This window comes from Mesorhizobium sp. M0778 (assembly GCF_040320105.1).
In the GTDB taxonomy this organism is placed as follows: Bacteria; Pseudomonadota; Alphaproteobacteria; order Rhizobiales; family Rhizobiaceae; genus Mesorhizobium.
This window is the reverse complement of the sequence record NZ_JAMYPA010000028.1, coordinates 57,107-70,166: the sequence shown is the minus strand read 5'-3', so window position 1 is coordinate 70,166 and position 13,060 is coordinate 57,107. Positions and strand designations below refer to the sequence as shown.

Annotated in this window: 9 protein-coding genes; 5 read left to right on the top strand and 4 right to left on the bottom strand. The window is 62.0% G+C overall.

The genetic code is table 11. The annotated features are described in order from the left end of the window. The first annotated feature begins 111 nt into the window (after positions 1 to 111). Both NKI22_RS27930 and NKI22_RS27925 read left to right on the top strand, forming a co-directional pair. A complete protein-coding gene (locus NKI22_RS27930) occupies positions 112 to 525 on the top strand; it encodes an adenylate/guanylate cyclase domain-containing protein (protein WP_352815181.1) in 414 nt (137 codons plus the stop codon). 616 nt (positions 526 to 1,141) lie between these two features. Next, positions 1,142 to 2,089 carry a DUF5996 family protein gene (locus tag NKI22_RS27925; RefSeq protein ID WP_352815183.1) on the top strand — a complete coding sequence of 316 codons (948 nt, stop codon included), beginning with the start codon at positions 1,142 to 1,144 and terminating at the stop codon, positions 2,087 to 2,089. 401 nt (positions 2,090 to 2,490) lie between these two features. Here NKI22_RS27925 and NKI22_RS27920 read toward each other — a convergent pair whose 3' ends face one another. From NKI22_RS27920 to NKI22_RS27910, 3 genes are all read right to left on the bottom strand, one after another. Beyond that, on the bottom strand, positions 2,491 to 4,320 hold the full coding sequence (locus tag NKI22_RS27920) for an adenylate/guanylate cyclase domain-containing protein (protein WP_352959227.1): 1,830 nt from the start codon (positions 4,318 to 4,320) through the stop codon (positions 2,491 to 2,493). A 593-nt stretch (positions 4,321 to 4,913) separates the two neighbouring features. Next, complete coding sequence (locus tag NKI22_RS27915; protein WP_352815187.1) at positions 4,914 to 5,594, bottom strand: peroxiredoxin-like family protein; 681 nt, start codon at positions 5,592 to 5,594, stop codon at positions 4,914 to 4,916. 21 nt (positions 5,595 to 5,615) lie between these two features. Beyond that, positions 5,616 to 5,753: a hypothetical protein gene (locus NKI22_RS27910; RefSeq protein ID WP_352815189.1), complete on the bottom strand. Its 138-nt coding sequence runs from the start codon at positions 5,751 to 5,753 to the stop codon at positions 5,616 to 5,618. Between the two features lie 567 nt (positions 5,754 to 6,320). Between NKI22_RS27910 and NKI22_RS27905 the strand changes: the two genes are divergently transcribed. Continuing rightward, on the top strand, positions 6,321 to 7,784 hold the full coding sequence (locus tag NKI22_RS27905) for an alpha/beta fold hydrolase (protein WP_352815191.1): 1,464 nt from the start codon (positions 6,321 to 6,323) through the stop codon (positions 7,782 to 7,784). Between the two features lie 280 nt (positions 7,785 to 8,064). Here NKI22_RS27905 and NKI22_RS27900 read toward each other — a convergent pair whose 3' ends face one another. Continuing rightward, the gene (locus NKI22_RS27900) at positions 8,065 to 9,117 is read right to left on the bottom strand and encodes a GlxA family transcriptional regulator (protein ID WP_352815193.1); all 1,053 of its coding nucleotides are present in this window, start codon (positions 9,115 to 9,117) and stop codon (positions 8,065 to 8,067) included. A 200-nt stretch (positions 9,118 to 9,317) separates the two neighbouring features. Between NKI22_RS27900 and NKI22_RS27895 the strand changes: the two genes are divergently transcribed. Both NKI22_RS27895 and NKI22_RS27890 read left to right on the top strand, forming a co-directional pair. Then, positions 9,318 to 10,655 carry a tetratricopeptide repeat protein gene (locus NKI22_RS27895; RefSeq protein WP_352815195.1) on the top strand — a complete coding sequence of 446 codons (1,338 nt, stop codon included), beginning with the start codon at positions 9,318 to 9,320 and terminating at the stop codon, positions 10,653 to 10,655. A 535-nt stretch (positions 10,656 to 11,190) separates the two neighbouring features. Further along, entirely contained in the window at positions 11,191 to 12,921 is a 1,731-nt protein-coding gene (locus tag NKI22_RS27890; RefSeq protein ID WP_352815197.1) for a tetratricopeptide repeat protein, read from the top strand. Positions 12,922 to 13,060 lie beyond the last annotated feature (139 nt).

Sequence of the window (13,060 nt, the reverse complement as noted above, 5' to 3'; positions counted from 1 at the left end):
CCCGTTGGGTTTTTCAACCCCCCCCCCCCGGGCGCGGGGGGTGGTGTAAGGCCCGCAGGCGGCAACCCACTTTGGCCTCGAAACGACGGAAAATCATAAGACAAGCGGTTCGTGGGCGACGGTATCGTCGTGGTTTTCAATGATCCACTGCCATGCGCCGACCACTCCGAGAGAGCCGTCTCAATGGCTGCTGCGATGCGCGACGCAATTGACGAGCATTCAGAGCGATGGCGCAAGCGCGACTATTTGCTGGGCTTCGGGATCGGCATTGCCAGGGGCCACGCAACCATCGGGCGCATCGGTTTTGATCGGCGCTCGGACTATGCCGTCATCGGCACTGTGTCGAACCACGCCGCCAGATTGTGCGAGGAGGCCAAATCCCGCCAGATTCTCGTCAGCCAACGGGTCCTCGGCGCTGTCGAGTCGCTGGTCGAATCAGTTCTTGTTGGCGAACTGACGCTGAAGGGTTTTCGCCGCCCAATGCCTGCCTATGAAATCGTGCGGTGGTTCGGTCGGCCAGGCTAGCTTTAGTCGCACCCCGGTCTCTTTCGGACGATACGACCCGTCGAACCGTCGGCACAAAGCATCCCAGCCACGACCGATCTCGAAACCGCCCGCAACGGGGAGAAAGTGTGCGTTCTGCCAGTAGCAACCCGATGGCAGCCTATGTGATGGGTTTCGGATGCCGGCCATCCACGTGTTGGCCTGGCGCCGGGGCCGGCGACCGAAACCCTTCAGCATTGCTGCCCGGCAGCCTTGGCGAAATCTGCCGGTCCGCTTTCGAAACACATTTGGCTGAAGCGGACATTCGGCAAAACCCAATGTCAGTCGCTGACTGGCTCCTTGCCGGTTCCCGAAAGCTGGCCTTCATTCCGGCGGCCCCGTCCCTGGTGAAATACGGCGGCAAGCAGAAAGATGCGACCTCGCCACCATATCGAAGTGGCGATCGTGCAGCTAGTCTCCGAAGGCGACATCGTGCAGCGGCAGGCCGGCCCACTACGTTGCCCCGAGAGGTCGTCTCCCCTTGGCCCCCCACGCCGTCGCCGCCAGCAAGAAGCTTCCTCTTTGCCAGCATCGATGGTGATATGAATACGGGCGGTAGTGAGATTCTATTCAAGCTCCATCGAGTTAGGTTGGCCCAATGAATGAACGCATCGAGGAAAGGTGGCCGGATATACCGTACGGTCCTTGGCGCAGTACGTGTTCCGCGCTGCATCTTTATATTCAGATCATAGGGAAATATCGGCTCGCCCGCTCACCGTGGGTGAACCATTCCTGGCATGCGACCCTTTACACTGACGCTCGCGGTTTCACGACCGGCCTAGTGCCAGATGGACCAGGCGGGATCGAATTGAGCCTCGATCTGATCAACCATGAGGTGGTCGGACGAGCAACCGATGGACGCATTGCCCGGTTCCCGCTTGAGCCGATGTCGGTCGCCTTCTTTCATGGGCGCGCGTTGGATCTCATTCGTACTCTCGGTGGGACACCGGAGTTCCATGGCAGGCCGAACGAGATTCCGCAGGCTATTCCGTTCGCCGAAGACAGGATGGAACGCCCCTACGACGCCAATGCTGTGACACGGTTCTTCAGGGCATGTGTGGCAGTGACGAACGTGCTCCAGATCTTTCGTACGGCGTATCTCGGCAAGGTGAGCCCGGTGCATCTCTTCTGGGGAAGTTTTGACATTGCCGTGACGCGCTTCTCCGGTCGACACGCGCCCTCACATCCAGGTGGTATTCCGGCCCTGCCTGACGAAATCACCCGCGAGGCCTACAGCCACGAAGTCTCGTCAGCTGGCTTCTGGCCAGGTGGGGGTGCAATCGACTTTCCCGCGTTCTATTCCTATGCATACCCGATGCCGACCGGTTTTGCAGCTGCAAGAGTTTCTCCTGAAGCCGCATATTACGATGAAAACCTCCGAGAATTTCTGCTGCCCTATGATGCGGTCCGGCTTGCCAACAATCCAGAAGACATGCTCATGACCTTTTTGGAAAGCACGTATCGCGCCGCTGCTGAACTCGGTGATTGGGACAGGGCTGCGCTCGAGTGCAAGGTTGGGAAACCTCGACAACCTCGGCCCATGTGAGACACAGAGGATTCGACTGAACTGACGACTTTCCCGACCACTAGATTGAAGTCGTTCCGGGCGAACTTTGGGCCGAGAGCGGACTTGCGGCTTCGAGGCCCGGAAGGTCAGAAGCGGACCTTCAAGCGCCCTGCGTGCATCGACGTGAACTGACCCTTTCGAGACCTTCCGGGGTCGAATTCTCTTCTTGGAAGCCGACATTGCCCGCAACCAGCATTCGTGACCCTCCTCGGACCTTCGCGAGGCAAAATTCAAGGACAAGTCCTGACCCTATTTCAGTCATTTAGCGGCGTCTAAATCTGGGGGGTCACTCAAGAAATGCCCGTATTATGCGCGCCACCTCCTCGGGGTCTTCGCAATAATGCTTGGGGATATCGCGGTCCTTCGCGTCCGCACAGCAGCTACTTCAGGCATTCGGGCAGGCGCTGCGGACTGCTCAATTTGGCCAGTTGCTCGTCCGACGCGCAAACCGGGAAGCCGGCGAGCTGCATCGTCTCGATGAAGCGCCGGCGCTCGGCAGCGCTCATGCCCGGTTCGTTGACCATGCCTTCGACCGTCAAGTCCGGGTGGCGCTTGAGCGCTTCCTTCACGAAGACTTTCGCCTCTTCGATCCGACCCAAGCCTGCAAGCGAACTGCTGTGCACGACCCACCTCCATTTCTCATAATTATCCGGTGTCAGGCGCTCCAGCATCTTCAGCGCGTCCTCATAGCGGCCCACCATATAGTAGGCGTAGGAGAAGGGGCCGGAGGTCCACATCGGGTAGTTCGGGTCGAGTCTGATCACCTGATCGACCATATCCGCACCACGTTCAGCCTCGCCAAAGGCTGAGGCCCAACCGGCATAAAAGGTCAGGATTTCGGCCGAACCAGGGGCCAGCCGCAGGGCCGTGTCCATCTCAGCCTTGGCACGCGCGATGTCGCCCCTTTCGCCGAAGCTCATGCCGAGCGCTGCATGCGCCTCGGCATCACTTGGATCAAGCCGGACGGCGCGTTCAGCCGCATCGGCGGCTGCCTTCCGCTCACTCTCGGGATTAACGCCGAAGCTCGCCAAAAGACCGTGGGAATGGTAAAGCTCGACCCAGGCTCGGGCGAGCCCCGGATCGAGTTCAACGGCGCGGGTGAGCAGCTTGATCGCCTCCTGGATATCGGCTTTGGTGATCTGCTCAAGTTTCTCGGTGCCGAGCAGATAATACTCATAGGCGCTGAGGTTTCCGGGCCTTTTGCGGTGGGCGGCGATCCGCCCGGCTTCCTGAATCAACCCGGCGCCCCCACCGAGACGATTGGTGACCTGTTCGGCGATTTCCGTCTGAACAGCAAAGATATCCTCGTCGGGACGATCCCAACGATTTGACCAGAGATGCTGGCCGGTCGCCGTGTCGATCAACTGCGCCGTGATCCGCACACGATCCGCCTCACGCTGGATCGATCCTTCGATAATGTAGCCGACATGCAGTGCTGCGCCGACCTCGCGCGGGTCCGCAGCCTTTCCCTTGTAGGCCGCCGTCGAGTTGCGCGCTACGACCGTGAATTCAGGAAAACGCGCCAGATCCGTGATGATATCTTCGGTGAGACCGTTCGCGAGGCGTCCGGTCGCCTCGTCGCCGCCATAATTGTCGAAAGGCAGCACCGCCACCGACGGTTTGCCACTCACCGGCGCCGCTGGCCAGAACTGCCAGGCGGCTCCGGCAATGAGCAAGAGACTAATGAATGCAGCCGTCCCTGCCAGGGCCCAGCGCGGCGGAAATCGCACGGCCGGACGGCGTCTGGTCTGCCCTTCGAGTGTGATGCGGAAGGCTTGCACCGGTTCGGCGATGTTCTTCACCTTCTGCTCGCCCATCGGCTCGAAGCCGAAGGCGAGCTTCTTTTCGACCTCCTTGGCCACCTTGCCAGAGACACAAATGTCGCCGGGCTCCGCTAGCTGTTGGAGCCTGGCGGCAATGTTGACCCCATCACCATAACGATCGTCGCCATCGACAATCACTTCGCCGAGATTGATGCCGATCCTCACCTGAATTCGTTCTGCCTCCGGAAGCGAAGCGTTACGCTCGCCCAGGCCGCGTTGCAGCGCCACCGCACATTCCACCGCATCCACAACCCTGGAGAATTCGGCGAGCATCCCGTCGCCCATCAACTTGAATATGCGCCCATGGTGGCGGGCGATCTCCGGCTCGAACAGCTCCTTGCGCCCCGCCTTCAGCCGTTCAAACGTGCCCGCCTCGTCGCGCTCCATCAGCGCGGAGTAGCCTACGACATCGGAATGGCGGCGAGCTTGCGGTCCATCTAGTTGGCCCTGCCTCCCACCAAACCATAGTCTTTATCGGTCGTAGCGTAAATGAACGACCGGCCTGGCCGCGCGTCGCCACTGGGATTTCAATGGCGTATGATGCCAATCGAGGGGAGACCCCACGCCCATTGCCATCATGACGATGAAGGCAGACGTTATAATATCCCAGTAAGGTCCGCTCACCGCCCCAAGCGAGACCTCTACGCTGTGTCGGCGAATGCCCGGAAATGGCGCGACCGAGCCGGCCGCAGGACTCGGCTCTGTCGTACAGCCACGGACTACGTCGCGCTTGGGTGGAAACTTGCCGTATGGCACGCCTGTCGGATGGCGTAATTGCGGCAAGGAGCGGACGTCGCCCCGCCTGGCGTTGAGGCTTGCTCAAACTCTAGCGTTCGGGTCGCTCGCGGGCCGTTGAATCGAAATCACTACGAAGCCTAAGGGCAGACCTTAGCCCTCCGCGCCTGAGCATCTCGATCTTGGTTAAATCCACAGAATCACCACAGGACGGTGATCGTCGAGCGCGTTTTTCAGCAGCCTCATTAATGTGCAACTTGGGAAGCTGCCGACATCAATTCTTTGGGATTTGGAGCCCGGCATACATTTTGGCCTTCCTCTTCAGCTTCCGTGAAGCTCCAGCGCACCACGCCTTCCCGATCGAGCAAGAACTCGCCGATAAGTGGCATGTGACCGGCGATCATAATCTGCTGGTCGGCCTCCGTAATTTCGTACCCGTCCTTTTTCTCAAGAAAGTCGCCCGCCGCAGCCGGGTTCATCGGCTCGGGCAACTCCCCCGGCAGATCGATCCGCATTGTCATGACCGCATCCATTCCGAGCTTGTGGGGCCATTCGGTTTCATTCTTCGTGAGCTCAAGGATGGGCAAACCGAAGGCGCGGTGTGAAGCGCCCTCCGGGTCGGATGCGCTAAGAAGACCGGGTAGCGGATGGTAACGGAAGTAGAGCCGCGCACGTTCGACCGGGGTTTTGACCACTGCGAGACATTCTACGCCTTTCTCCTTCAGGGCCGGATTGAGCTGCGCCATCGCCGCGACATGGCGCCGGCAGAATGGACAGTGCAGGCCTCGAAACAAACCGACCAGTAATGGGGTGCGGCCTCGAAAATCTTCGAGCGCGATCTTGCCGTCGCGCGAGATCGCGTCGAGCACAATATTCGGTACCCGGTCGCCCGGCTGCAGCGGACGGTCGACACTACTCGTGGACATGGACAACCTCCTCGCCCCGGATCAGTCAAGAAAAGGCAGCACGACATGCGCTTTGGGGTTGAGCCCGTGCTGGGGGCGCAAAACTTCCTGCGCCAGGGCAAAATAGCTTTCGGCCTCTGCCATATTGCCGAGGCCGAGATTACGCGCGATCCCAGCCATCATAACACGAAAAGAGCATCAGCGGTCGCCCGTTTCGCGAGCCGTCTCGAGCGCCGCGGTAAACAGTGCGTCGTCTCATCCGTGCTAGGGGACGACACAGCGGCGAACCGATTGATCTTTCAGATACGCGCGTCCTTGCGGTGTTCAACGTCTTGAACGTGGGCGGCCTCGATGTAGCCGGACGCCAAATGTGGTGAATGACCCACACGAGAGCACTCCCAGGATGCTCCTTGCACTGAAGGTCAGGTTCCCGACCTCGTTTTGGACGTTCAAGTCTGCAACGCCCAAGGCCGTCAACGGGTCGACTCCGGCAGGTGGCTGAAGGTCAGCTAACGAGGCGCGCTGCGAATGACCGGTAGTGGCGCGATCGAGCCGCAAGTCGACCTCACCGTGATTTCTATCCTCATTCGGTACGGTAGGGCTCATTTGGTGTGGAAAGCGGTAGTTCCGGCTGTGTTCTCAATTGGCGCGCGATGAAGGACATCTGGCCATGGGTTTGAAGGTCGATTGATCTCGTGCGTTCCTCGGAAGCTCAACGCTGCAGCAGATCGAAGCGGGTGGCTAGGAATGCAGCTCGACAAAAGGGCTGCCAGACCCGTACGCTGCGGTATGGTTGACTTGGCCGACCCTAGCGAGCGGAAGCTTGCGGCGATCCTTGCCGCGGATGTCTCCGGCTACAGCCGGATGATGGAGGTGGACGAAGCCGGCACGCTTGCGCGCCTGAAGGTACATATTGGTGAGGTCGTTAGGCCCAGGATCGCGGCGCATCGGGGCAATATCGTCAAGACCACGGGCGACGGCCTGCTCGCCGAGTTTGCGAGCGTCGTTGAGGCGGTTGAGAGCGCCGTCGAAATCCAGCGATCGATGGCAGAGCGGAACTTCGGTGAGCCTGAGAACAGCCAAATCCTTTACCGCGTCGGGATCAATCTCGGTGACGTCATTTTCGAGGACGGAGACGTCTTCGGCGACGGCGTAAACGTCGCCTCCCGGCTTGAGGGGCTCGCCAAGCCGGGCGGCGTGTGCGTCTCGGACATTGTGCATCAGGCAGTCGCGGACCGGATCCAGGTGCCCTTCCGTGACATGGGCAACCAGCGAGTGAAGAACATCTCCCGACCTATTCGTGTCTGGCAGTGGACGCCCGACGCGTCGCCGCAGACGACGAGACCTGTCGAAGCGGCGCTGCATCAGCGGGTGCAGTTCGCGACGGCGTCGGACGGCGTGCAGATCGCTTGGGCCAGCATCGGTCAGGGAGCGCCGGTGCTGAAGGGTCCGAACTGGCTGAACCATCTTGAGTATGAATGGCACAGTCCCATTTGGCGTCCGATTCTCGCGAAGTTCGCGAAGCTTTGCCATCTCGTGCGGTTCGACCAACGCGGAAACGGCCTCTCGGACTGGGAGGTTGAGACGGTATCGGAAAATGCAATGGCCGGCGACATGTCCGCAGTCGCGACCGCTGCACGGCTGGATCGGTTCGCGCTCCTCGGCATCTCGCAAGGCTGCGCCTTTTGCGTGCGTTATGCTGTGGACCATCCGGAGCAGGTGACATGCCTCATCCTGCTGGGCGGATTTCTCCGAGGCCGGCTAATGCGACCGGATCTCGATCAAAGGAAGCTATATGAAGCCGGGGCGATGATGATCCGCGACGGCTGGGGCTCGCCGAATCCCGTTTTCAGGCACTTCTTTACTTCGACGTTCATCCCCGACGCCCCACAGGAGATTGTGGCGAGCTTTGACGAACTGCAGCGCATTGCCACGAGCCCCGAAGCGGCGATGCGACTCTGGGAAGTGAACAGCGAAGTTGACGCGACCGAGTTGGCAAAGAGAGTCCAAGTCCCAACGCTCGTGCTGCATTGCGTGGGCGATCGCGTCGCGCCGATCGAGGAGGGCCGCCTGATGGCCAAGCTCATTCCGGGGGCGATGTTTGTCGAAATGCAGGGAAATAACCACGTGCTCATTGAAGGCACTCCCGCCTTCGACCAGTTCTTCGAGGAAACGGCTGTCTTCTTGGCTCTGCACAACCCGGTCGCGTAGCGTTACGATCGGTTTTCCAGATCGTTGGGGCTGGCGTTGTGGCACCAACAAACTTCCGAAATGGACACTTGTCCGAGAGCTTTCTCGTGACGTGCTCCCCGTTTTGTCCGCGTCTATAAGTTAGCCCTGTTCACGTTGTCCGGCTTCCCCAGAGCTGAATCCAACGCAACTGGCTTTCCTGACTTAGTCCGGACCTGCTCGTGAGCGTCAGATCGTCCGCGGTATGCGGGCGTAGGTAGCGCAGTTTATGTACGGCAAAGAACGGGGAACACCTGTGCGATCAGCCCGCCGCTGATCCCTTCAACATTCGACCTCCAGGTCGCGCATCTTGCGAACTCGACCGAACATAGTCGGGAATTCTGAACCGACGGCGGTAGTCACCGGGCGAGATGCCTGTCAGGCGCCGGAACAGGCGACTGAACGAGGAGGCGTCCTCGTAGCCCACCTCGCGACCGATCGCATCCACGGGGGCGGAGCCGGTTTCGAGCATCTGCTTCGCCTCCTCGATGCGCAGCGCCTGGACATAGGTAAGCGGCGAGTAACCGGTGGCCGCCTTGAACCGGCGGTCGAACGTGCGCTTGGGCAAGCCCGAAACGCGCGCCACCTCGGTGACGACATCCGTGCACTCGTAATTCTCCGCAAGCCAGTGTTGGCACTTGAGAACGAGTGCGTCGGCATGGATGACATTGACGGCCATGGACGCGTAGGGGAGCTGTCCGTCGCGGTGCCACTGATAGAGGAAGAACCTGGAAATGCGGATCGCTTCCTCGCCGCTGCCGTAGCGGGCGATGAGGAGGAGTGCGAGGTCCTGCCAGGACGAAGCGCCGCCGCAGGAGATGATGTTGTGGCCGTCGCCAGTCTGAACCAGGATGCGGTCCTCGTGCAGCAGCACTTCAGGGAACTCCTGGCGGAACACTGGTACATGGCTCCAATGCGTCGTCGTCTCGCGGCCGGAGAGCAGCCCGGCCGCGGCCAGGACGAGAGAGCCGCCACAGGCGGAACAAATTAAAGCGCCCTTTTCGTGCATCTTCGCGACCCAATCGATGATCCGGCGATCGAGGGCGTGAAGCTCCTCGGGCGTGAACACCACCGGGTTTGGCACGAAGACGATATCCGTCTGCTCGATGTCGTCGATCGAGTCCTGCGGAATAATGCTCACACCGGTGATTAGCTCGAGCGGTCCGTGCTCGGCCGCGACAATGCGCGGCTCGAAGAGCGGCTCGCCGGGCGGAAGCTTGGAAAACCTCCCCGCCGCCCAGAGCGTGTCGAAGACGCCGTAGATGATCGAGGGATCGCATTCCCGAAAGACAACGATGCTAACGCGCTTCGGCACCGATTGTCCTCCGGCTTGGCCCATCTCGCATGGTTCCGGCTATTCTGCCTCTCTCGCGCGCGCCGCGCCACGACTATTTTCCCGCCCGATGTCCCAAGGGCACGATCTGACAGCGAACAACAGAGCCGGCCTCCGGACAGATGCTGGCGCAAGCTCGCTGCATTCGTCCTGGCGTCGAACCATTTACAAGGAGACCCGAAATGATCACCGATTCACAAGGAAACGCGCTCTCCGGCGCGAGCTCGGAGGCAGCCGAATTCTTCTGTCAGGCCGTCGAAGCGTTTAATACCTATCGCGGCGATCCGGTTGGTTTGCTTGACAGCGCGATCGAGACCGCGCCCGATTTTGCCATGGCGCACATCATGAAGGCGCATCTCTTCGGCCTCGCGACCGAGCCGGAGGCAACCAATGAGGCGAAAGCGATCCTCGGCAAGGCGAAGACCATGCTGCTCTCGGACCGCGAGGCGTCTCACGTCGCGGCGCTCGACATTCTCCTCAAGGGCGAGTGGACCTCCGCAGCAATCGCGCTCGACCGGCACAATGCCGACCACCCGCGTGACATCGTGGCGTTACAGTCGGGCCACCTGATGGATTTTTACCGCGCCAGTTCGCGCGGCTTGCGCGACCGGATCGCGCGCGTGCTGCCGAAATGGTCGGCGGAAACGCCCGGCTATTCGATCCTGCTCGGGATGCATGCGTTCGGTCTCGAGGAGACCGGTGACTTCGGCCGGGCCGAAGAGGCCGGTCGCCGCGCACTCGACCTTCAGCCGCTCGACTGCTGGGCTCATCATGCCGTCGCACATGTCATGGAGATGCAAGGCCGTGCCGAAGACGGCATCGGCTGGATGATCGCGCGGGAGCCGCACTGGTCGGGCGACGACAATTTCTTCCGGGTCCACAACTGGTGGCACCGTTCGCTCTGCCATCTCGATCTTGGCCAGGCTGATGAAGTTCTCGCGCTCTACGACGGACCGATCCGGCAGGACCGCAGCATGGTCGCGCTCGACATGATCGACGCCTCGGCGCTGCTGTGGCGGCTTTATCTGTCGAGCCACGACGTCGGTGACCGCTGGCAGGAACTGGCGGCAGCCTGGGACAGCCATGCCGACGGTCGCACCTATCCGTTCAACGACTGGCACGCTGTGATGGCCTATCTCGGCGCTGGCCGTACAAGGGAGGTCGAGCGTATCGCCTCGGGCTTCCGCACGGCAGGCGGTGTGGCGGAAATCGGCGAATGGGGCCGCAAAACCGCCCTGCCGCTGGTCGAAGGTTTCTCGGCATTCTGGCGCGGCGACTATGAAGCGGCGGCGGGGTTCCTCCATAGCGCACGTTCCATCGCCAATTCCTTTGGCGGCAGCCACGCCCAGCGCGACATCATCGACTGGACCCTGACCGAAGCGACGATACGGGGCGGCCTCACCGGCATGGCTGAAGCACTCGCCAGCGAGCGCCTGGCGTTGAAGCCCCACAGCCCGGTCAACAAGTCCTTCCTGCGTCGTGCCCGCGAGAACCCGGTGCCTGAACAGAAGGCGGCCTGAGCGATGTCTATGTTCCTGCAACCCCTCTTCGGACGCTGGCGCGCCATGCGCAGGCGTCATCGCGCCGAACGCGACCTGCGCGACGCGCTCTTCGACCTTAACGACCATCTCCTGAGGGACGTGGGCCTTGGGCGTCCAGGAGCCGCCCGCGATCCCCAGACTATAGCGCATCCGGGAAGATTTCCCGGGGCATTCTAGCCGGGCGAGGCGGACGGGCGCCGTCAGGCAAGCATCCGTCGATCAGGCTCGGTTCCCCGAACGTAGAACGCAGCCCACGGCACGGACACGAGGCGGTCCGGGCCTTCCCGTCCCTGCCATCAAAGCAAGTCGAAACGAAAGGAAAATGCCATGAAATTTGTCAGAACCGCCGCGGCGGGCGCCGGCCATGCGCTCCACTGGGAAGAGCCTGCCCGTTTCGCTCGGAACATAGCCGAATTCGCCGCCAGCCTCGCCTGAGCGAAGCCACCCTTCAATGTCAACGACCCGCCATCGGCATGCTTCCGCGAGCGGGACTTCATTCAAAAGGACCAGAACAATGAAATTCAAATCGAACACTTCCCTGTACGCCATCGCCGGGGGACTGATACTGACCGCCTCCGTCTTCGCTGTCGCAGCTTCGGCGCACGAGGCCTCGCCGCCGAAAACCGAACTCTACAGGCCAGGCGTCGCCTACGCCGGGAACGCCGAGAACCGCACCGCGAGCGTTCGGCCGCCGCTCTATGAAGGTCTGGGCGACATGACCATGCCCGTCACCACGCATAGCATCGATGCGCAGAGTTACTTCGATCAGGGCCTCCGGCTGACATGGGGCTTTAACCACGCCGAGGCCCGGCGTTCCTTCCAGGAGGCCCAGAGACTGGACCCGAATTGCCCCATGTGTTTCTGGGGCGAAGCATTTGCACTAGGCCCCAACATCAACGACGCCATGCGCGACGAGGCAGTGGCCCCTGCGCGCCAGGCAATCGATCGCGCCTTGGCGCTCAAGGAGAAGGCCACCCCTAAGGAGAGGGCGCTGATCGAGGCCCTTTCCAGGCGCTACGGCACGAGTCTGACGGCGAGCCGACTGCCGCTGGATCAAGCCTGGGCCGGGGCGTTGGGCGAGGTGGGCACGGCCCATCCCGACGACGCGGACGTGCTGGTGCTCTATGCCGAGGCGCTGATGAACCTGCAGCCCTGGGACTATTGGGAGGCCGACAGGGTGACGCCCAAGGGCCGCGGCGGCGAGATTGTCGCGGCGCTGGAGCGTGCGCTCGAGCTGGATCCGGACCATCTCGGAGCGGCGCACCTATACATCCATGCCGTCGAGGCCTCGGCCGATCCGGGCCGGGCGGAGGCCCTCGCTGACCGCCTGCGCGGCGCGGCACCGGCGGCGGGGCACCTCACGCATATGCCGGCACACCTCTATATGCGGATCGGACGCCACGGCGACTCCATCGCCGTCAACCATGACGCCATCGCGGCGGATGAGGCCTTCCTCGCGCAGGCCGGCGACGCGGCGAGCCCGCTCTACCGCTTCGGCTATTATCCGCACAACGTTCACTTCCTCATGGTTTCTGCCCAGATGGCCGGCGTGAAGGAGGATGTGATCGGCGCGGCGGAAAAGCTGGCGGAAATCACCTCCGACGAAGTCTCGCAGGAACTGGCCTGGGTGCAGGCGATCAAGACGGCTGCCTTCAGCGCCCATGCCCAGTTTAGCGACCCGGACACGATCCTCGCGCTGGCCGACCCCGGCGACCGTTTCCCCTTCGTGAAAGGCTATTGGCATTACGCCCGCGGCGTCGCCCATGCCTTCCGGGATGACCCCGAGGCGGCATCTGCCGAGGCCGACGCCATCGGTCGGTTGATCGACGGGGCCGATCTGAGCGGGCTGGAGGGACAATTCCTGCCCGCCAGGGACGTGCTCGGCATTGCCAGACAGGTGGTACAGGCCCGTATCGCCCAGGCGCGGCAGGACTACATCGCCGCCGAGCAGCAGCTCGCAGAGGCGATCCGCCTGCAGGACAGCCTCTCCTACACGGAGCCGCCCTACTGGTACTATCCCGTCCGGCAGACGCTCGGCGCCGTGCTGCTGCAGCAGGGTCGCGCCGATGAAGCCGTCGCGGCGTTCGAAAAGGCGCTTGTGGAAACGCCGCGTAACGGCTGGGCGCTTTGGGGTCTGCTCAAGGCCAAGGCTGCAGCCGGCAGCGAGGATGTGTCCGCGACGGAAGCCGGGTTCAAGAAGGCCTGGCTGGGCAACGAAGCATTGCTCGATCTTGATCGTCTGTAGCGGCCGGAGCAGCGCATGTCGCGCGGCGCAATCGCGATGGCGCCGTGCGGTGACCGGCGTCTCTAACTCAAGCTCAACCAAGAGAATTCCGGTGAAGGGATTTCACCGGAGCCCCCGGGCACCGGCGCGGGTGCACGCT

Bases quoted from the DNA above. Each gene is read 5' to 3' on its own strand.
- NKI22_RS27915 (WP_352815187.1), bottom strand. From the start codon at position 5,594: ATGTCCACGAGTAGTGTCGACCGTCCGCTGCAGCCGGGCGACCGGGTA.
- NKI22_RS27925 (WP_352815183.1), top strand. From the start codon at position 1,142: ATGAATGAACGCATCGAGGAAAGGTGGCCGGATATACCGTACGGTCCT.
- NKI22_RS27905 (WP_352815191.1), top strand. From the start codon at position 6,321: ATGCAGCTCGACAAAAGGGCTGCCAGACCCGTACGCTGCGGTATGGTT.
- NKI22_RS27910 (WP_352815189.1), bottom strand. From the start codon at position 5,753: ATGGCTGGGATCGCGCGTAATCTCGGCCTCGGCAATATGGCAGAGGCC.
- NKI22_RS27890 (WP_352815197.1), top strand. From the start codon at position 11,191: ATGAAATTCAAATCGAACACTTCCCTGTACGCCATCGCCGGGGGACTG.
- NKI22_RS27920 (WP_352959227.1), bottom strand. From the start codon at position 4,320: ATGGAGCGCGACGAGGCGGGCACGTTTGAACGGCTGAAGGCGGGGCGC.
- NKI22_RS27895 (WP_352815195.1), top strand. From the start codon at position 9,318: ATGATCACCGATTCACAAGGAAACGCGCTCTCCGGCGCGAGCTCGGAG.